Consider the following 19,410-nt stretch of genomic DNA (forward strand, 5'->3'; position numbering starts at 1 on the left):
GGGTGCGTTAACGTGGGGCATGAACGGGCTCTCTTGCTGCGGACGGACGGTGTAGGAACTTCCATCCTGTGGCGAGGAGCCCGTTCCTCATCTCACCGGCACACCCGTGGCAAGAACCTCATGCCCCACAACACCTAGACGGGGGCCTCCGCTGCGCCGTGGGCGCCAGGCTGAGAACGGTCGGACTGGACGTCAGGCGTCTCCCCCCGGAGACACCATCCGACACCTTGTCGAGCCCCCCGGCTCGACTGTTCCAGCTACTAAGTAGCCAACTAGTCGGTAACAACAGGTGCCACTCGACGTCTCAGACTGTGGACTAAAAGTCGCTGGCTAGGCAAAACGCCCCGTCAGCACGAGGACTGACGGGGCGTTCGCGTACCCAGAATGGAGATCCGGTACCCTCCCCGAGGGACGGGGATGACTCGACCTTATCGGGTAGAGCTGAGAAACCCTGGCCTGAGGGCAACCTCTTGCTCAACCCGCTTCCGGCCGCCAGTACGCGTGCGGTGACTTCGGCGGCTTGTAAGGGGCTCGCGAGTAGTCACGAGTGCTGCTACGGCTCCAGGATGCTGGCATGTACTCGTGCCTCTCGGCCCAATCCTCAAGGGCCTTAGGTGCGACGAGCCATCGCTTGCCGTGCTTGACTGCCTGAATCCCGCCGAGCTCGCGACCGATCTTGCACAGTCTTCGGGCCTCGTTTTCGGAGCACCGCAGAATCTCGGCGAGCTCCGGGATGGTTAGAAACGGTTCGGGCGTGGTCACAGTGTGGTTCCTCCCTTTGACTGCGGACCTGTCATGTTGACGGCAGTTTGCAACGTTCTTCCCACCCTTCGCCACCGCACATCTCTAGTTAAACGGTAAAGCCGTCCCACCGCTGCCTGCTGGGGGTCTTGGTCTCGCTACTCCTGTCCGCATGGAGTCCGCAGAAAGTCCGCAAGGGTCCGCGTGGTGCCCATCATCGGCACACACCGAATCCCCGGAAACACGCGGAACTTTGTCGTCCACACTTACCAGCAAACACTCCGGTCCAGTTCATCAACTACCGCTGAGCCCGGGCGCCGGCCGCGGCGGGGCGCCGCGGCGTCGGACGGTCCCTGCGGCACGTCTGGTCGGCGGGTCCGCCCGGGGCTACGGTCGGTGCATGATGACCGCGCACCGGCTCGAGGAGATCCGCAGCTTCCACGCCGCGCTGTCGAGCAGGTACCGGACGGATCCCGCAGCGATCAACGCCCTGGAGCGGCACGCGGTGCTCAGCATGATGGCCGAGCTGCTCGAGCACGCCGAGGAGACGCTCGAGCGGTGACGAGAACGCCCCGCCTGCCGTGCGGCAGGCGGGGCGTCGTCATACCCGATGGAGGTCTCCGGCACCGGTCCTCAGGGGACGGCACGACCGCGCCGGCCGCTGAAGGACAGCGGGTGGACGGCGCGCCCGCTCAGCGGCGGCCCAGCCCGGCCATGCCCTCGAGCCGGGCCACGCGGTCGGCGGTCGGCGGGTGGGTGCGGAACAGGCTGGACGCCCCGCCGCCCCGGAAGGGGTTGGCGATCATCAGGTGCGAGGTGTTGACGAGCTTCTGGTCCGCCGGGTTCAGCGGCCGCGCGCTGGTGCCCGCCTCGATCTTGCGCAGGGCCGAGGCGAGGGCCAGCGGGTCGCCCGTGAGCTGGGCGCCGTCCTGGTCCGCGTCGTACTCGCGGGTCCGGGAGACGGCGAGCTGGATGATCGTGGCGGCCAGGGGGGCGAGGAAGGCCAGCAGCAGCCCGACCAGCGGATTGCCGCGGTCGCCGTCCCGGCCGCCGCCGAAGATGGCCGTGAACTGCAGGAACTGGGCCGCGGAGGTGATGATGCCGGCGACGGCCGCGGCGATCGAGGACGTGAGGATGTCGCGGTTGTACACGTGCATCAGCTCGTGGCCCAGCACGCCGCGCAGCTCCCGTTCGTCGAGCAGCTGCAGGATGCCCTCGGTCACGCACACGGCCGCGTGCTCGGGGTCGCGCCCCGTCGCGAAGGCGTTGGGGCTCATGGTCGGGGCGATGTAGAGCCGCGGCATCGGCTGGTTCGCCCGCCGGGACAGCTCTCGCACGATCCGGTGGTACCCGGGGGCCTGCTGCTCCGTGACGGGGATGGCGCGCATGGACCGGAGCGCCAGCTTGTCGCTGTTCCAGTAGCTGTAGGCGGTGGAGGCCAGCCCGATGAGGGCGAAGACCCAGATGAAGACGCTGCTGCCCGTGCCGCTGGCCACCACCCACCCGATCGCGAGCAGCACCCCCCACAGGCCGCCGAGCAGCAGGACGGTCTTCAGTCCGTTGTGGTGCTGGTGCATCGTGGGCGCGGCTCCTTCTGCCGGGGGCGTGGACTACTGCTCAGGACAACGGTGCCGGGGGCCGCCCTCTTCCCGCCCTGCCGTGCGCACGGCGAGTTCCCAGGCGGCTCCGAGCATCGGATGTCCGAGCCCTCTTCTTGGAGCACCCCCGGGTGCTCCGCCGGCCCGACGGCGCGGCGGAGCCCCGGCTCAGGCGCTGGGGGTGGATCCGCCGGCGGGAGCACTCCCGCCGGGCGCAGGGTCGGTGGCCGGCGCGGTGGCCGGGACGTCCGGGGCCGACGGTCCGGCTCGGGCGCGCGGCGATGCCGGGGGTGCCGGCGGGCGGGGTGCTCGGCGGCGCCGGCGTGGCGCTGGGCGGCTCGGCCGGAGCGGTGCCCGGCTGCTCGGCCGGCGGGCTCGCCGGAGGCGTCGTCGGCGGGGCAGCGGGCGGTTCCGCCGGGACGGTGCCCGGCTGCTCGACGGGCGGGGTGCGTGGGCGGTTCCGCCGGGACGGTGCCCGGCTGCTCGGCGGGAGGGGTTCCCGGCTGCTCCGCCGGGCGGTCGCCGGGCCGGTCCTGGACCGGTGGTCCGGCCGGGTCGCGGGGAGCCGGGGCTGGACCGTCCTGGGGCGCAGGTGTCCTGCCGCTCCCTCCGTCCGTCGCGGCGCCGCCGGAGCCACTCCGCCCGTCCGGGGTGCTGCCGCCGTCGCGGGCACGCTCCCCCGCCGGCGCGTCCGCTCCGGTGCGCTCCGCCGCGGCGCCGTTTTCTCCGTTCGTCCTCGAGGAGGCCGCGGTCCGGGCGCCGTCGTCGCCCGGTGCCCCCGCCCCGGCGTCCGCGGCGTCGCCGTCCGCCGTGCCGATCGGCCCGCGGGCCGCGGTCCGGGCGGTAGCGGCGGCCTCCGTCAACGGGCCCGGAGAGGGATCGACGACAGGCAGGGACGGCACGCCCATGCCCGAGCCGGGACCGCCGGCGAGCGCCCGGTCGTCCCCGTCCTCGGCGGTGGACGTCGGCGAGGAGCCGCTCGGGGCGCCCAGGCCGGCGCCCCCGCCGTCGGCGGCCCGGGTCGTCCCGTCCCCGGGCCCGCCCGGGCCCGTCACCGCCAGCCCGGCGAGCGCGGCGGCCGCCGCGAGCGTGCCGGCGCCCAGCAGGACCTTCCGTCCCCGCCGCGCGGTGCCGACGGCGGCCAGGGACCCTCCGGCGAGGTCCGCCCCCGGGACGGCGGCCGGGCGCTCCGCACCCGACCGGCCGGCCGTGCGCACGATCTCGCCGAGCTCGTCCACGGTGTTCCCCCACAGGGGCACACCGGCGAGGACCGGCAGCACCCAGCCGCGGAGACCGGCCTCGGTGTCCTGCAGGTACAGGAGGTCGGCGGTGCAGCGGGGGCATCCGTCCAGGTGCGCCTGGACCTCGCTCCGCCGCGGCCCGGGCAGGAGCCCGTCCACCAGGGCTCCGAGCTCCCCGGCGCACTCCTCGCAGGCGGACGTGCGGGGGTGGTCGAGCCGGAGCCTCCGGTAGGCGGCCCGCAGCCCGGCGCGCGCCTCGAGGTGCAGCGCGGTGGTGGCGGCGGTGCTCAGGCCGAGGACCGCGGCGGTCCGCTCCAGCGGCAGCGCCTCCACCTCGGCGTGCCACAGCACGGCCTGCCAGGCCGGGGGCAGCCCGAGGTAGACGCGGGACACGGCCTCGGCGGAGCGCGGCGGCTCGGCCCCGGCCCGGCCCACGACGCCGACCAGGCGGGCGCGGAGGAAGACCTCCGGTCCGTCGCCGGCGGGCAGGTCCGCGACGACCTGGTCCACCGCGGTGCCGGCCAGCTGCTCCGCGTCGGGGCGGCTGGGGGTGTGGAGGCGGGCCACGGCCACGGCCGTGGGCCAGTGCCGGTCCCTGAGGTCCTGGAACGCGTGGGGCTCTCCCGCCCGCACGGCGGCGAGCAGCTCCTCATCGGTGGTGCGCGTCATGGGTCTCCGTCGCTCTCGGGAGGGGGCGGCTGCAGGGCGGTGCGGGGCGACCCGGAAGTGCTCTCGCGATGCCCGGATCCCTGCCCGGACGGTGCCGGCGCGCGGCCGAGGCGTGCGCCTCCTGCTGCGGATCCCCCGATCCCCCGCACCCCATCGTAGGTGGGGCCGCGGGACGGTGGCACGGCGCCCGCGTCACGCCGCCTTTTCGTTCGTAACACGGGCGTGGGGGCGCACACCGGCGGGCCTGGTGACCTCCCGCACTATTGTGAGTTCATCGTGATAACGCTACGGTGGTGGCATGCAGACAACGGAACGCCCCGCCCCGGACGCCGGCCGCACCGCCGCGTGGTCGGACCGGCTGCGCTCCCACGGCCGCCGCGTCACCAAGCAGCGGCTGGCCGTCCTCGACGCGGTCGAACGCCGCCCGCACTCCACCGCGGAGGACGTGGTGGCCGGGGTCCGCGCGGTGCTGCCCGCGATCACCGTGCAGTCCGTCTACGTGGTGCTCTCGGACCTCACCGCGGTCGGCATGCTGCGCAAGTTCGAGCCGCCGGCCTCGCCGGCCCTGTACGAGACCCGCACCGGGGACAACCACCACCACGCCTACTGCATGCGCTGCGGGGCGGTCGTCGACGTCGACTGCGCCGTCGGCCACGCCCCGTGCCTCACGCCCTCGGAGCACCACGGCATGCGGCTGCTGGCCGCCGACGTCGTCTACCAGGGCATCTGCGCCGACTGCCTGGCCGCCGCACCGGCCCCGCTGAACGACGCCGACTGACCGTCCCCGGCTGAACGAGGCCCGCCGAACGCCCCCCTCCCCCGCCGGACGGCCTCGGCCGGGCGGCGCCGGGCTCAGTCCTCGCGCGGTTCCCGGGCGGCGCGCCGCCCCGCGGACGGTTCCGCCCGCTCCTCCTGCTGCGCGTCCGGTTTCTGCGTGTCCGGTTTCTGCGTGTCCTCCTTCTCCACGAGGGCCAGCAGCTCCCGGAGCTGCTCGGCGGTCAGCGTCGCCACGGGCGGGTGGGCGTTGATGCACACCTTCGCCGCCCCCGCGTCCAGGGCGAAGCGCAGTGCCTGGCGCGACGGCGCGGACCGCACCTCCAGGCCCGGGTCCAGGGCGGCGACCTCCGCCGCGGAGGTGAACAGCAGCAGGGTGTCGGGGGTCGCACCCTCCTCCTGCGGCTTCGCGTAGACCGGGACGGCCCGTTCGCCCTGTACGCGGGCACCGAGCAGCAGCACCCCGTCCGGGGCCAGGAGCCCGGCGAGCAGCTGGGACATGTTGTTCTCGAGCATCGCCGCCTTGACCACGTCGTTGTGCGGAGCCCGCACCGCCCACTGGATCTGGGGCCGGCTGATCCGGCAGCCCCGGTGGGCGGGGTCGATGACCAGGTGGTCGTGCTGGGGGTCGTCCACCAGCATCTGCAGGACCTTCACGGCCGACTCGCGCAGCAGCACGGGCTTTCCCCCGTCCGGGTGGTGCCGGTCGAACATGGCCTGCGCCTCGGCGGCCGACGTGTAGGCGGCCAGCGACCGGGTCCCGTCGGGCTCCGAGAGGGTCTGGACGCGCAGCGTCGAGCCCGGCCCCACGGCCTGCCCGTCGGGGCCCTCGACCAGGGTGCTCGAGGTGACGTCGAGCAGCAGGGACCCGGCCATGCACTGGCGGATGACCTCGATCATCGCCTTGTTGTCGGGGGCCTCCACGAACCGGTCGATCGCCGCCCGCACCAGCGGGTGGACCACGCCCTCGCGCTCCGGCTCCTGCTCGGCGCCCGGGTCCAGGGCCGGCAGCTCGGCGCCCTCCCGCGCGGCGAGCTCGGCCGCCCACCCCGGGATCCTGGCCCGGGTGCGCGGGAAGCTCCGGAGGTGCTCGAGCAGGTCCTGCGCCGTCCAGGGCCCCTCGGCCCCCCACGGCCGCGGCTCGCCCTCGAGGTCGTAGGTCCCGCCGATCCGGTGGGTGGGCTCGGGCCAGCCCTCCGCGAGGATCACCACGGTCGCGGTGAACCAGGTTCCTCGGCCCCGCACGTAGGAGCGGTCCCGCAGCTGCTCGACCGCCGGGATGACGGCGCTGTCCTCCTTGATGGGGCCCACGGTGCCGGGCACCGTCTCCTTCCCGCGCTGCTCGCGCACGCGCAGGTGGACGCGGCCGCCCTGGAACTTGAGGTCCACGATCATCCGGTCCCATCCCGGCTCGGTGCGCAGGACCGAGAGGATCCAGGTGCCGATGGTGTTCAGCAGCTCCTGCCGGCCCGGTCCGGGGGTCGAGGTGGCGGGGGTCTGGCTCATGCGGTGGCTCGTTCCCGGCCCGCGCGGGGCCTGCTCGGATCGTGGTGGTCTCGTCGGACGGCCACGGGCGGGACGCGGCGCCGCGGAGCCCGGAGGCCTCGCCCACCACCCTACCGAAGGCCCTCCGCCGCGCCCCTGCACCGCGGCGCGGGCGGGGTCCCCGACGCACGCCGGAGGCCCCGCCGTGACGCTCCCGCGTCCGGGATGGTTGCTAGCCTGGGCGCATGACGAAAACGCTGCAGGATCTGATCGACGAGTCGATCTTCATCTCCACCGAGTACCAGGCCAGGCTGGCCGAGCTGACCCAGGGCGCCGAGTGGGACGTCGACTTCTCCGCCCCCGCGTTCACCCTGCAGACCGACCCGCCCGTGAGCCTCACCCCGTACCTGCTGGGCACCGAGTCCACCTCGCGCGGGTCCTGGATCTGGTCCTGGCAGGAGCTGGGCCACTTCCCGGACACCGTGGTCTCCGCCGCGGTGCAGGCGAGGGAGGCCGGCCGGCGCCTGGGCGTGGAGGAGCTGTCCACCGACGAGCTGCCCCTGGCGGACGGACTCGCCCGCCGGCTGACGCTCGCGGCCAAGGCCGTGACCGGTGTCTACGCGCACTACCCCGCGGGCGCAGGCGGCGGCGTCACCGCGTGGCTGCTGCTGGAGGGCCCCGAGTTCGAGCTTCCCGAGCTCACCGTGGAGCGGATGATGCGGGTCATCGCCGAGGCGCTGACCACCGACACCGCGGTGGACCACAACCTCGCGGTGGACTCCTACGCCAAGCTGCGCGGCGCGCACATCGAGTGGGACACCGAGGCGACGTGCGTGGTGACCGTCCGGGACGGCGCCCAGCGCTTCTGGTTCGACGACCACCAGATCTCCGGCGTCGAGCCCGCCGAGCCCACCGTCGGCCCCGACGTGCTCGCGGACCTCGCGGCGGACGCCCGTGCCCGGGCCGTGGCCCTGCGCGAGGACCGGCCGCCGCGGAGAGCGCGGCCGCCCGCGAGGCGAGCCGGCCGCAGGCCGCCGCCCCCGAGGCGGCCCCGGTGCCCGCCGACGCCCGGCAGGAGGAGTCCGAGCCGCTGGAGGTCCCCGACTTCGTGGAGACGGAGCACGCGGCCCCGGAGCACGCAGCGCCGGTGCGCGAGACCGAGCAGCCCCGGGAGACCGCGGAGCCGGTCGCGGCCGCCGCGGACGGCGATCTGCCCTTCGATCAGGAGCCCTCGGACCGGGACGTGCGTCCCGGCCGCGTGAGCACCACGGTGGTGCCCGGGCCCGAGCCCGTCCGCCCCGCCGCGGAGGAGCCCCGCGAGCCGGTCGCCGAGCGGATCCCGGAGCCCGCCGCCGAGCGCGAGGTGGAGCGGGAGGTCGTGGCCGGTCCCGGCGTCCCGGGCAGCGCCGAGGCCGAGCCCGTGGTGGAGGGCGAGGAGCCGGCCGAGGAGGAGCAGGGCGAGCGGAAGAAGGGCTTCTTCAGCCGATTCTTCGGCCTCTGAGGCCCGGCGGTACCCTCGAGCGTGACCGCATACAACACCGCACCCGGCCCGGATCCCGACGAGCAGTCGAGGACCCGGGCCGGTCTGCTGGCCGGCTTCGGCGCCTACGGCATCTGGGGGCTGCTGCCCCTCTACTTCGTCGTCCTGGAGCCGGCCACGCCCCTGGAGATCGTGGCGCTGCGCGTGCTGTTCTCCCTGCTGTTCTGCCTGGTGCTGCTCGCGCTCACGCGGCAGCTGGGCACGCTGGGCCGGGCCCTGCGCACCCCGCGCACCCTGGCGGCCCTCGCCCTCGCGGGCCTGCTCATCGGGATCAACTGGTTCCTCTACGTGCTCGCCACGACCACGGGGCACACCATCGAGGCCTCCCTGGGGTACTTCATCAACCCGATCGTGGCCATCCTGCTCGGCGTGGTCGTGCTGCGGGAGCGGATGCGGCGGCTGCAGTGGGCCGCCGTCGGGGTGGGGTTCGTCGCCGTCGTGGTGATGGCCGTCTTCTACGGCAGCGTGCCCTGGCTCTCCCTCGGCCTGGCCTTCTCCTTCGGCCTCTACGGGCTGGTCAAGAACCGGGTGGGGGCCTCCTTCCCCGCCGTGGTGACCCTCACGGTGGAGACCCTGGCCCTGACCCCCGTGGCCGCGGTGGTCGTGGCGGCGCTGTCGGCGGACGGTTCCCTGACCCTCGGCACGGAGGGCCCCGGCCACGCCGCGCTGCTGCTGGCCGCCGGGGTGATCACGGCCGTGCCCCTGATCCTCTTCGGCGCCGCGGCGAGCCGGCTCCCGCTGTCCACGGTGGGGATGATCCAGTACCTGACGCCCATCATGCAGTTCCTGCTGGCCGTGCTCGTGCTCGGCGAGCAGATGCCGCTGGTGCGCTGGGTCAGCTTCTGCTTCGTGTGGCTCGCCGTTCTCCTGCTCGTGCTCGACGCCATGCGCACGCCGCGGGCACGGAGGGCGGGGCGGGCCTGAGCCGGTACCGGGCGAACTTCGCCGGCAGCGGCAGCGGGAGGCGCGGGGCGGACCGGGAAGCGGCCGGCGCGAGCCCCAGGCTCTGCGAGGACCCGGGACCGGTCCGAGGACACGAAGAGGGCCCCCGGTGCCGCGCGGCGCCGGGGGCCCTCCTGCCGTTCCGTGCGGGCCCGGGACGACGGTCAGGTGGTGCGGGGGTAGTCCTCGGAGCCGAAGCCCTGGTCGTCGTCCGGCACCTCCGGGGTGCGCCGCAGGTGCAGCACCGCGGCGACGAAGCCGCCCCACAGCAGCAACGCGGCGACGATCATCATGATGACGGCGGACGTGGTCATCGGGGGTCCTCCTCGGACGTGGACGGGGTGGCGGACGGGGTGCTGGACCCGGTGCCGGACGCGCTGGTCGTCCAGGGCGCGGCCGGGGTGGCGGCCCCTGCGGCGTGCTTGCCCGACGGTGCGGCCGCGTTCTGCTCCACCGTGCGGTAGGAGAAGTCCTGGTCCAGGGCCGGGGTGCGAAGTGCGGTGTCCGACCAGCGGGACAGCGGCTGGTCGCCGCGGATCCGGTTGCGGTCCACGAAGGCGTCCAGGATCGCCGGGGAGGGACTCAGGTCCGAGGCCGCGGACGAGGCCGGCCACGGCAGCCGCGAGAGCAGCAGCGCGATGACCACCAGGCCGACGGCGGTGCCCCAGCCGAACGTGTTGACGAACCACGCCGGCATGTCACCGTAGCCCTCCGCGAGGGTCGTGGTGAGCGTGTTGATGAGGATGTAGCCCAGCACGATCGGGGTGACGCCTCCGACCACGACCATCCACGCCCGGCCGAGCTTGAACGAGGAGACGGAGTTGAGGTGGTCCCGCAGCGTGGGCAGCGCCGAGAAGCCCGCGGTGAGCAGCATGACGGACACCAGGGCCGCGGCGACGATGCCGAACTGGTTGACGAAGTTGTCGGTCACGTCGAGGAGATTCAGGCCCGTGGTGGTCGTGAACAGCGCGAGCGAGATCAGGGCCATGGGCAGGACCACCAGCAGGACCGCGCTGCGCCGACGCAGCCCGAGCTTGTCCTGTGCCGCGGCCACGACCACCTCGACGATCGACACCAGGGACGTGAATCCGGCGAAGGTCAAGGTCGCGAAGAAGAGCACACCGATCAGGGTGCCGAACGGCGCCTGGGAGATGATCGTGGGGAACGCGATGAACGCCAGGCCGATGCCGGAGGTCGCGACCTCGTCGACGCTGGTGCCCGCGGCGCCGGCCATGAATCCCAGCGCCGCGAAGACGCCGATGCCGGCCAGCAGCTCGAAGCTCGAGTTCCCGAAGCCGACGACCAGGCCCGAGCTCGTGAGGTCCGTCTTGGGCTTGAGGTAGGACGAGTAGGTGATCATGATGCCGAAGCCCACGGACAGCGAGAAGAAGATCTGGCCGTAGGCGGCGACCCACACGGAGCTGTCGGCCAGGGCCGCCCAGTTCGGGGTGAAGAAGGCGTTGAGCCCGTCGGTGGCTCCCGGCAGGGTCAGGGCGATGATCACGATCGACAGGAACATCAGCACCAGCAGCGGGATGAGCACGAGGTTCACCCGGCCGATGCCCTTCTGCACGCCCAGCAGCAGGACCACCAGCAGCGCGGCCCAGGCGATCGCCGTGGCGATCAGCACGGTGGGGACGAAGTCGAAGCCCACCGTGATCTGCTCCGAGCTCTGCAGGACGTCGGTGAGGAAGTAGGCCGCCGGGTCGTCGCCCCACGCCTTGCTGAACGAGAAGATCGTGTAGAGCATGGCGTAGCCGAGGATCACGGCGTAGTACACGGCGATGACGAAGCTGATGCCCATCTGCCACCAGCCGATCCACTCCGTCTTGGGGTGGAGGCGGCGGAAGGCCAGGGGCGCGGACGCGCGGAAGCGGTGGCCCACTCCGTACTCGAGCATGAGCAGCGGCAGCCCGGCGGTGAGCAGGGCGACCAGGTACGGGATCAGGAAGGCGCCGCCGCCGTTCTCGTAGGCGATGTACGGGAAGCGCCAGATGTTGCCCAGGCCGACGGCGGAGCCGATCGCGGCCAGGATGAAGACCGTGCGGCTGGAGAACGCCTCGCGGGGCGCCGCGGCACGGCCGGGTGGGGACTGGGTCATGGTGGTCCTCGGGTGCGGTAAGTGGTCTGGGGACGGCTACAGGCTAGTCCGTCCGGCCGCCGCGCCGCGCCGCGGTCCGCCCCGGTGCCCGGCCGTGCCGGGCGGGGCCTCCGGGCTCCTCGCTCAGGCCTCGCGGTGGACGACGGCGTGCGCGAACGCCACGAGCGCGCGCTTGGCCACCGAGTCCGGCAGCGGCGCGAGGGAGGCGATGGCCTCGTCGGCCCAGCGGCGGGCGATCCGCCAGGCCTCGTCCGTGGCCCGGTGCCCGGAGACCGCGGCCACGGCCTCGGCCAGGGCCGCGTCGGACGCGAGGTCGCCGTCGAGGAGCTCGACGGCGCGCCGGGCCTCGGCGTCGCCCTCCCCCGCCATGCGGCGCAGGAGCAGCACCGGCAGGGTCGGCACGCCCTCGCGCAGGTCGGTGCCGGGGGACTTCCCGGAGACCTCGTCCTCGCCGGCCACGTCGATGACGTCGTCGGCGAGCTGGAAGGCGATGCCGACCTTCTCCCCGTACTCGACCATGACCTCCACGACGTCCTGCGGGGCGCCGGCCAGCACGGTGCCGAAGTGCCCGCAGGCGGCGATGAGGGAGCCGGTCTTGCCCGCGAGCACGTCGAGGTAGTGCTCCAGCGGGTCCTGCCCGTCGCGCGGGCCGACCGTCTCGTGCAGCTGGCCCAGCACGAGCCGTTCGAAGGTGTCCGCCTGGATCTTCAGGGCGCGCTGGCCGAGGTCGGAGACCATGGAGGAGGCGCGGGCGAAGATGAGGTCGCCGGTGAGGATCGCCACCGAGTTGCCCCACACCGTCTGGGCGGTGGCCACGCCGCGGCGCAGGGGCGCGGAGTCCATGACGTCGTCGTGGTAGAGGGTCGCGAGGTGGGTGAGCTCGACCACCGCGGCGGCCTCGAGCACGGCGTCGTTGACGCCGCCGCCGATCTCCCCGGCCAGCACGGTCAGCAGCGGGCGCACCCGCTTGCCGCCGGCCTGGAGCAGGTGGCGGGAGGTGACGTCGGCGAGGTGGTCGGCGCTGCGCACCGCCTCGTCCAGGCGCTCCTCGATCCGGGCGAGCGCCTGCAGCACGACCGGACCCAGCCGGTCGTCGGTCGCGATGAGGTCGAAGCCGGCCGGCAGCTTCACCTGATCGGTGCCGAGACCCGTGGAGGGGCCGCCGGCGCTCGAGGAGGAGGTTTCAGTCACGGTCCACCACTCTAGCGAGTTTTCGGGGGCCGGGTGTTGTCCGTGGGGGGCGTCAGGGCGTCCAGGAGGGCGACCACGCGGTCCTCCCACGCGGTGGCCGGACGGTCGGAGAGCTCCGTCATCACCCGCACCACGAACCGCATCAGCGCGGGCACCGCCATGCCGGTGCGCACGGCGGCCTTCATCACGGCGGGGCTGCCGATCAGCTGGGCGAGGACGCGGCCCTGCGTGAAGTGGGCCCCCCACTCCTGCCGCACCCGGCCGGGGTAGCCGGCGAGCACGCGCTCGCGCTGGGCCGGGCCGTTGGCGGCCGCCGCGGCCACGACGTGCTCGGCGGCGTAGCGGGCGGACTCCATCGCGTTGGAGATGCCCTCGCCGTTGAACGGGGAGACGAGTCCCGCGGCGTCGCCGAGCAGGAGCATCCCCGGGACGTGGTGCGGGGTGCGGTTGAAGGCCATCGGCAGGGCCGCACCCAGCACGCGGCCGCGGCGGTGCTCCTCGTCGAAGGTCCACTCGGCGGGCATGGAGGCGGTCCAGCCGGCGAGCACCTTCCGGTAGTCCAGGGACCCGAACGCCGGGGAGGTGTCCAGGATCCCGAGCCCCACGTTCGCCGTGCCGTCCCCGACGCCGAAGACCCAGCCGTAGCCGGGCAGCAGCGCCCGGCGCGGGTCGTGGCCGTCGGTGAGCTCGAGCCAGCCCTCCATCCAGTCCAGCTCCGAGCGGGGGGACTCGTAGTAGGCGCGCACCGCCACGCCCATGGGCCGGTCGCCGCGCTTGTGCAGCCCGGCCGACACGGCGGCCCGGGCGGAGTTGCCGTCGGCGGCGAGCACGACGTCGGCGCGGTGCTCCTCGGTCTCGCCGGTGCGCCGCCCGGCGTCGTCGAGCACGTGCGCGCGGGCGCCGACGACCCGCCCGGTGCGGTCGCGCAGCACCCCGGTGACGGAGCGGCGCTCCAGCACCCGGGCACCGGCGCCGCGGGCGTGCTCGGCGAGCTGCTGGTCGAAGCCGGTGCGGGTCCGCACCAGCCCGTAGCCGGGGAAGTCGCTGAGCTCCGGCCAGGGCACCTCGACGGTGCGCCGCCGGGCCACCAGGCGCAGGCCCCGGTTGCGGGCGTAGCCCAGCTCCGGACCGTGTGGCAGGCCCATGAGCTGCATCTCCCGCACGGCCCGCGGGGTCAGCCCGTCGCCGCAGACCTTCTCCCGGGGGAACGCGGTCTTCTCCAGGACCGTGGCCCGGATCCCGTGCGCCGCGAGCCAGTACCCGGCGGTGGCACCGGCCGGGCCGCCGCCGAGGACGAGGGCCCTCATCGGGCCGGGCCGGGCTTCACGGCCCGGTGCACGGCCACGATGCCGCCGGTGAGGTTGCGGTACTGCACGCCCTCCCAGCCCGTCTCGAGGATCTGCGCGGCGAGCTCCTCCTGGTCCGGCCACGCCGCGATGGACTCGGCGAGGTACTGGTAGGCCGCGGGGTTGGAGGAGGTGCGCGCGGCGATCCCCGGCAGCGCCTTCATGAGGTACTCCGTGTAGACGGTGCGCAGCGGGGCCAGGGCGGGGGTGGAGAACTCGCAGATCACCAGCCGCCCGCCCGGGCGGGTGACGCGCAGCATCTCGGCCAGCGCCCGGCGGTGGCCCTGGATGTTGCGCAGGCCGAAGGAGATCGTCACGGCGTCGAAGGAGGCGTCCGCGAACGGCAGCTGCGTGGCGTCCGCCTGCACGAACTCGATGTCGGGGCGGCGGGCGCGGCCCACCTCGAGCATCCCGAGCGAGAGGTCCGCGGCCACGACGTCCACGCCGGCGTCGGCGTAGGGCTCCGAGGAGGTGCCGGTCCCGGCGGCGAGGTCGAGCACCCGCTCCCCCGGCACCGCCGCGACGGCCTCCGCCACGACCCTGCGCCAGCCGCGGGCCCGGCCCAGCGAGAGGATGTCGTTGACGAGGTCGTAGCGCGGCGCCACGTCGTCGAACATGGCGGAGACTTCGTGCGGCTGCTTGGACAGGTCGGCTCGGTTCACCCGGTCATTGTCGCACCTCCCTCCGACGCCCCGGTCCGCCCGCGCCCGGCGGTCCCGGCGCCCGCGGGCGGGCCGGGGCTGTCGGCCGCGCGGCTTAGACTGGGGGGCGATGTCCTCCACCGACCCCGCCACCACCCCGCCGGTCCCCGTGCTCCACGCCCTCACGGTCCCGCTGTCCGCCCTCGGCGCGGACGCCCCGGACCTGCGGGAGCTGCTGGCCGGGCCCGACCTGCTCTGCTGGACCGTGGACGGGCGCGGCCTCGTGGCCCACGGCCGGGTCGCCGAGCACACGGTGCGCGGCCCGGACCGCTTCACCGCCGCGCGCGTGTGGTGGGACGACGTGGTCGCCGCCGCCGTGGTCGAGGACCGGGTGGGCGTCCCGGGCACCGGGCTCGCCGCGTTCGGCGCGTTCACCTTCGCCTCGGCCTCCGGGGCCGAGTCCGGGCTCGTGGTGCCGGAGCTGCTCGTGGGCCGCCGCGACGACCTGGCCTGGGTCAGCCTCGTGGTGGCCGTGGTGCCCGGCACGCCCTTCGCGCTGAGCCTCGACGACGTGACCGCGGCCTGGCTGCGCCGCTTCGGCACCGCCCCCGGCCGCCCGCCGGCCGCCGGGGACGAACCGGCAGCGGTGCCCTCCGACGTCCGTCTGTCCCCCGGCACACTGGGCGAGCACGAGTGGACCGGGGCCGTGCGCGACGGGGTGGACCTGATCCGCGCGGGCCGGCTGGAGAAGCTGGTGCTGGCCCGCGACGTCGTGGCCCGCACCGACGAGCCGCTCGACCCGGTGGCCGTGGTCCGGGACCTCGCCCACCGCTACGACCAGTGCTGGACGTACTGCGTGGGCTTCGGCGGGGGCGCCGCGGGACGGCTGATGGGGGCGACCCCGGAGATGCTCGTGCAGGTGCTCGACGGAGCGGCCCACGCCCGCGTGCTCGCGGGCACCCTGGACCGGGACGCGGCCCCGGTGGGCGAGGACCCCCAGGAGTACGCCGCCCGGGTGCTCGGGGAGTCCGAGAAGCAGCAGCACGAGCACGGCTTCGCGATCGACTCCCTCGTGGCGTCGCTGGCGCCCTACACGGACGCGGTGACCACCTCCCCCGAGCCGTTCATCCTGGAGCTGCCCAACGTGTGGCACCTCGCCTCAGACGTCACCGCCGCGCTGCGCCCGGGCCCGGCCGGGGACCCGCCCTCCGCCCTGGAGCTGGCCGAGGCGCTGCACCCGACCGCCGCGGTCTGCGGGACGCCCACCGCCGTGGCGGCGGCCACCATCCCGGAGCTGGAGCGGATGGACCGGGGCCTGTACGCCGGGCCGGTCGGCTGGCTGGACGCCGCCGGCAACGGGGACTGGGGCATCGCCCTGCGCGGCGCGGTGCAGGAGGACGAGCGCACCGTGCGGCTCTACGCCGGGTGCGGCATCGTGGCCGCCTCCGACCCGGAGGCCGAGCTCGCCGAGACCTGGGCGAAGCTGCGGCCCATGCTCCAGGCCCTCGGGCAGCGCGCCGACGGCGCCGTCGAGCGGCTCGTGCCCGCCCCCGGGCTCTCCGTCCGCTGAGCCCGCCGGGCCCGGGCTCCGGCGGCGCGCCCGGACGCGCGGATTGCACCGTATCCTTGTGTCCCGAACGCAGTCGGGGGTGACCGCCCCGTAGAGCCGGCTCCTCGCGCGGCCCGACCGCGCCGTCGACCACCGCTCCTACCGGAGGAACCGCCCATGCCCCGCCCGTCCCGCCGCCGCGCCGCCGGCCTCCTGTCCGCCGCCGCCGTCCTCGCCCTCACGGCCTGCTCCGGCGGCTCCGCCGAGGACACCGCCGCGGAGACCGCCGCCGGGTCCGCGACCCCGGTGGACAGCGGGTCGGCCGCGGTGGCCCTGGTGGAGCCCGGCTTCCTCACCGTGTGCTCGGAGTCCAACTACCCGCCGTTCGAGATGGAGCAGGGCGGCGAGATGGTGGGCCTCGACATGGACCTGGGCCGGGAGATCGCCGCTGACCTCGGCGTGGAGATGAAGAACGTCACGCTCGGCTTCGAGTCCATCCAGTCCGGCGCCGCCCTCGACACCCGCCAGTGCGACGTGGCGATCTCCGCCCTGTCCATCACCGAGGAGCGGCGGAGCGTGATGGACTTCTCCGACCCGTACTACGACAACGAGGTCGGCCTCGTGACCGACGGGGAGGACGGCGTCGCCTCGATCGACGCCGCCCGCGAGGAGCAGGTGCGCGTGGGGGTCATGCAGGGCACCGTCGGGGAGACCCAGGCCCGGGAGCTCGGCCTCGACACCGTCCAGTTCGAGGACGCCACCACGCTGTTCACCGGGCTCAGCACCGGCGCCGTGGACGCCGTGCTCGACGACGTCACCGCGATCGCCGAGCACGCCCAGGACGACCCGGACTTCGTGGTCCAGGAGACCGCGGACCTCGACGACCAGCTCGGCGTGGCCGTCCGGAAGGGCGATGCGGCGATGCTCCAGGCCGTCGACGCCACCCTGGACCGCATCGAGGAGGACGGCACGCTCGAGCAGATCGTCGAGCAGTGGATCCCCGTCCAGGAGAAGGACTGACCGAAGGACCCCGTGCCCCGCACCCGGGGCGCCGGCTCCGCCACCGACCGCCCGTACCACCCAGAACGGACCACTCCATGGCCATGACCATGCACCAGAGAGCCCGGCTCTCCCGCGGCATCCAGTACGCCGTCCTGATCCTCGTCGTCCTCGCGCTGCTCGCGATCGCCGACTGGCCGCTGCTGATCGAGAAGGTGTTCAACCCGGAGATCGCCGCCCAGCAGTTCCCCGGCATCATCACCACCGCGCTGAAGAACACCCTCATCTACACGCTGCTCGGCTTCGTGGTCGGTCTCACCGGGGGTGTGGTCCTGGCGCTGATGAAGCTCTCCTCCGTGGCGCCCTACCGGTGGCTGGCCACGCTGTACATCGAGTTCTTCCGCGGCGTGCCCGCCCTGCTGGTCTTCCTCGCCTTCGGCTACGGCATCCCGCTGGCCTTCGGCTTCCGCTTCAACCACTACGTCACGGTCATGGTCGCCCTGGGCCTGGTGGCCGCCGCCTACATCGCGGAGTCGCTGCGGGCGGGCCTGCAGGCCGTGCCGAAGGGCCAGTACGAGGCCGCCCGCTCCCTGGGCATGTCCCACGCCCGGGCGATGGTCACGATCGTCATCCCGCAGGCCCTGCGGATCGTCCTGCCGCCGCTGACCAACGAGGTCATCCTGCTGACCAAGGATTCCTCCCTGGTCTACCTGCTGGGCATGGGCATCGGCCAGTACGAGCTCACCAAGTACGGCCGCGAGGCGATCTCGGGCTCCGGCGCCGGCCTGACGCCCCTGGTCGTGGCGGGCATCTGCTACCTCATCATCACGGTGCCGCTGGGCATCCTGACCCGCCGCTTCGAGTCCAAGACCGACCGCATGAAGAAGTCCTAGGAGCCAGACGATGAGCACTGCATCCTCCTCGCAGCCCGCACCCGCCGACGGCCTCGCCGGCGCCGCGTCCGTCGTGATCGACGGCCTGCACAAGTCCTACGGCTCCCTCGAGGTGCTCAAGGGCATCTCCCTGAGCGTGGGAGCCGGCCAGGTGGTCTGCCTCATCGGCCCCTCCGGCTCGGGCAAGTCGACCCTCCTGCGCTGCGTGAACCTGCTCGAGAGGCCCCAGCAGGGGCGGATCACGATCGGCGACTTCGACGTCACCGACCCCGAGGCCGACGTGGACCGGATGCGCCGGCACGTGGGCATGGTCTTCCAGCAGTTCAACCTGTTCCCGCACCTGAGCGTCCTCGAGAACTGCACCGTGGCCCAGGTCAAGGTGCTCAAGCGGGACAAGGCCGAGGCCGAGCGGATCGCCCGGGCCAACCTCGACCGCGTGGGCCTGGCCGAGAAGTCCGACAACCACCCCGACCAGCTCTCGGGGGGCCAGCAGCAGCGCGTGGCCATCGCCCGCGCCCTGTCGATGGACCCGTCCCTGATGCTCTTCGACGAGCCCACCTCCGCCCTCGACCCCGAGACGGTGGGCGACGTGCTGTCCATCATGCGCGACCTCGCCGCCGAGGGCATGACGATGCTCGTGGTCACCCACGAGATGGAGTTCGCCCGCGACGTCGCCGACAAGGTCGTCTTCATGGACGGCGGCGTGGTCGTCGAGGAGGGCCCCGCCGCCCAGGTCATCGGCACCCCGAAGGAGCCCCGCACCCAGTCGTTCCTCGCCCGGGTGCTCAACCCCACCCAGGTGCAGGCCCCGGAGCGCTGACCCGGCGGCCGCTCCGCCCGCAGGCCGCCGCAGGGCCCCGTCCCCTCCCCGGGGACGGGGCCCTTCCGCGCGGTCCGTTCCCGCGGTCCGTTCCCGCAGTCCGTCCATGCGGACCGTGCCCGCAGCCCGTCCCACAGTCCGGCCGGGGAACACATCCCGGGGCGCCAGCACGCCGCCCGGACGCCCCAGGGACGCGGACGGGCTCGGCTCAGTCCGCGGGACCGGCCACCGCGGCCCGGATCCGGGTGTGCAGGGCCCGCAGCTCCCGCCGTTCCACCCGCACCTCGAGCACGGAGCGGCCGCGCACGGGCCCGGCGAGCGCCGCGGCGAGCTCCGGCAGGCTGTCCGCCCGCCGGTGCGGGACCCCGTAGCCCGCGCAGAGCGCGTCCAGGCGCGCCTCGTGCGGGGTCCCGAAGAAGCGCTCGACGACGTCGCGGTACTCCTGCTGCTCCCCCAGCGCGCCGTGCTCGAGGGTCGCGAAGATCCCGCCGCCGCCGTCGTTGAGGACCAGGACCTGCAGGTCGGGCTCCCGCTCGCCGGCGCCCAGCAGCAGGGAGGAGGCGTCGTGCAGGAAGGTCAGGTCCCCCACGAGGGCGCGGACGGGGCGCCCGGTGCCCAGCGCCGCGCCCGCGGCGGTGGCCACCGTCCCGTCGATCCCGGCGAGCCCGCGGTTGGCGACCACCAGCGGGGACACGGGGCCGGGGCGGGCGGCGAGGTCCAGGTCCCGCACGGGGTTGGAGGAGCCGGCGACGAGCACCGCCCCGTCCTGCCGGCAGGCCTCCCACAGCGCGGCGGCCACGGCCGGGCCGGTCGGGCGCCCGGGGCTCCGCGGCGAGCAGCCGCGCCACGGCACCGTCGGCGGCGGAGCCGGCGACGAGCA

General features: G+C 74.2%; 19 protein-coding genes. 9 read left to right on the forward strand and 10 right to left on the reverse strand.

What is annotated here, in order from left to right:
• Nucleotides 1–474: 474 nt before the first annotated feature.
• The gene (locus BJF77_RS22825; protein ID WP_083665197.1) at nt 475–837 is read right to left on the reverse strand and encodes a helix-turn-helix domain-containing protein; all 363 of its coding nucleotides are present in this window, start codon (nt 835–837) and stop codon (nt 475–477) included.
• 304 nt (nt 838–1,141) lie between these two features.
• Between BJF77_RS22825 and BJF77_RS20625 the strand changes: the two genes are divergently transcribed.
• Entirely contained in the window at nt 1,142–1,303 is a 162-nt protein-coding gene (locus BJF77_RS20625; RefSeq protein WP_158041281.1) for a hypothetical protein, read from the forward strand.
• A 130-nt stretch (nt 1,304–1,433) separates the two neighbouring features.
• Here BJF77_RS20625 and htpX read toward each other — a convergent pair whose 3' ends face one another.
• Entirely contained in the window at nt 1,434–2,318 is an 885-nt protein-coding gene (gene htpX, locus BJF77_RS15175; protein WP_075872683.1) for a zinc metalloprotease HtpX, read from the reverse strand.
• Nucleotides 2,294–4,249, reverse strand: a complete 1,956-nt coding sequence (locus BJF77_RS22385; protein ID WP_075872684.1) for a zf-HC2 domain-containing protein — start codon at nt 4,247–4,249, stop codon at nt 2,294–2,296. Before BJF77_RS22385 ends, htpX begins: the two co-directional genes overlap by 25 nt.
• Before the next feature lie 298 nt (nt 4,250–4,547).
• On the opposite strand from BJF77_RS22385, the gene BJF77_RS15185 reads away from it, so the two are divergent.
• Entirely contained in the window at nt 4,548–5,027 is a 480-nt protein-coding gene (locus BJF77_RS15185; RefSeq protein ID WP_075872685.1) for a Fur family transcriptional regulator, read from the forward strand.
• A gap of 74 nt (nt 5,028–5,101) precedes the next feature.
• On the opposite strand, the gene BJF77_RS15190 is transcribed toward BJF77_RS15185, so the two are convergent.
• On the reverse strand, nt 5,102–6,529 hold the full coding sequence (locus BJF77_RS15190; RefSeq protein ID WP_075872686.1) for an SseB family protein: 1,428 nt from the start codon (nt 6,527–6,529) through the stop codon (nt 5,102–5,104).
• 224 nt (nt 6,530–6,753) lie between these two features.
• Between BJF77_RS15190 and BJF77_RS15195 the strand changes: the two genes are divergently transcribed.
• Genes BJF77_RS15195 through rarD form a run of 3 tightly spaced genes read left to right on the forward strand, consistent with a single transcriptional unit; the run spans nt 6,754 to nt 8,972 of the window.
• The gene (locus BJF77_RS15195; protein WP_083665198.1) at nt 6,754–7,770 is read left to right on the forward strand and encodes a DUF6882 domain-containing protein; all 1,017 of its coding nucleotides are present in this window, start codon (nt 6,754–6,756) and stop codon (nt 7,768–7,770) included.
• Entirely contained in the window at nt 7,767–8,009 is a 243-nt protein-coding gene (locus BJF77_RS22025) for a hypothetical protein (RefSeq protein ID WP_255396301.1), read from the forward strand. The genes BJF77_RS15195 and BJF77_RS22025 overlap by 4 nt, the downstream gene beginning before the upstream one ends.
• A 21-nt stretch (nt 8,010–8,030) precedes the next feature.
• The gene (rarD, locus tag BJF77_RS15200) at nt 8,031–8,972 is read left to right on the forward strand and encodes an EamA family transporter RarD (RefSeq protein WP_255396302.1); all 942 of its coding nucleotides are present in this window, start codon (nt 8,031–8,033) and stop codon (nt 8,970–8,972) included.
• 182 nt (nt 8,973–9,154) lie between these two features.
• Here the strand turns inward: rarD and BJF77_RS15205 are convergent, their stop codons facing one another.
• The 5 genes from BJF77_RS15205 to BJF77_RS15225 form a co-directional block, all read right to left on the reverse strand.
• Nucleotides 9,155–9,304: a methionine/alanine import family NSS transporter small subunit gene (locus BJF77_RS15205; RefSeq protein ID WP_075872687.1), complete on the reverse strand. Its 150-nt coding sequence runs from the start codon at nt 9,302–9,304 to the stop codon at nt 9,155–9,157.
• Entirely contained in the window at nt 9,301–11,091 is a 1,791-nt protein-coding gene (locus BJF77_RS15210; RefSeq protein ID WP_075872688.1) for a sodium-dependent transporter, read from the reverse strand. The genes BJF77_RS15205 and BJF77_RS15210 overlap by 4 nt, the downstream gene beginning before the upstream one ends.
• Before the next feature lie 123 nt (nt 11,092–11,214).
• On the reverse strand, nt 11,215–12,282 hold the full coding sequence (locus BJF77_RS15215; RefSeq protein WP_075872689.1) for a polyprenyl synthetase family protein: 1,068 nt from the start codon (nt 12,280–12,282) through the stop codon (nt 11,215–11,217).
• Nucleotides 12,283–12,293: 11 nt separating this feature from the next.
• Nucleotides 12,294–13,589: a geranylgeranyl reductase family protein gene (locus BJF77_RS15220; protein ID WP_075872690.1), complete on the reverse strand. Its 1,296-nt coding sequence runs from the start codon at nt 13,587–13,589 to the stop codon at nt 12,294–12,296.
• A complete protein-coding gene (locus BJF77_RS15225) occupies nt 13,586–14,290 on the reverse strand; it encodes a demethylmenaquinone methyltransferase (RefSeq protein WP_075872691.1) in 705 nt (234 codons plus the stop codon). The genes BJF77_RS15220 and BJF77_RS15225 overlap by 4 nt, the downstream gene beginning before the upstream one ends.
• Before the next feature lie 109 nt (nt 14,291–14,399).
• Between BJF77_RS15225 and BJF77_RS15230 the strand changes: the two genes are divergently transcribed.
• The 4 genes from BJF77_RS15230 to BJF77_RS15245 all read left to right on the forward strand — a co-directional run bounded on the left by BJF77_RS15230 (nt 14,400) and on the right by BJF77_RS15245 (nt 18,530).
• Nucleotides 14,400–15,839, forward strand: a complete 1,440-nt coding sequence (locus tag BJF77_RS15230) for an isochorismate synthase MenF (RefSeq protein ID WP_075872692.1) — start codon at nt 14,400–14,402, stop codon at nt 15,837–15,839.
• A 156-nt stretch (nt 15,840–15,995) separates the two neighbouring features.
• Nucleotides 15,996–16,838 carry an ABC transporter substrate-binding protein gene (locus BJF77_RS15235; RefSeq protein WP_075872693.1) on the forward strand — a complete coding sequence of 281 codons (843 nt, stop codon included), beginning with the start codon at nt 15,996–15,998 and terminating at the stop codon, nt 16,836–16,838.
• A 77-nt stretch (nt 16,839–16,915) separates the two neighbouring features.
• Nucleotides 16,916–17,710: an amino acid ABC transporter permease gene (locus tag BJF77_RS15240; protein ID WP_047803359.1), complete on the forward strand. Its 795-nt coding sequence runs from the start codon at nt 16,916–16,918 to the stop codon at nt 17,708–17,710.
• A 10-nt stretch (nt 17,711–17,720) separates the two neighbouring features.
• Complete coding sequence (locus tag BJF77_RS15245) at nt 17,721–18,530, forward strand: amino acid ABC transporter ATP-binding protein (protein WP_075872694.1); 810 nt, start codon at nt 17,721–17,723, stop codon at nt 18,528–18,530.
• Nucleotides 18,531–18,738: 208 nt separating this feature from the next.
• Here BJF77_RS15245 and BJF77_RS15250 read toward each other — a convergent pair.
• Nucleotides 18,739–19,410 (reverse strand): thiamine pyrophosphate-binding protein (locus tag BJF77_RS15250; RefSeq protein WP_255396303.1); only part of this gene is annotated, 672 nt, incomplete at its 5' end.

Origin of the sequence: Kocuria sp. CNJ-770, assembly GCF_001942375.1 — a bacterium.
In the GTDB taxonomy this organism is placed as follows: domain Bacteria; phylum Actinomycetota; class Actinomycetes; order Actinomycetales; family Micrococcaceae; genus Kocuria; species Kocuria oceani.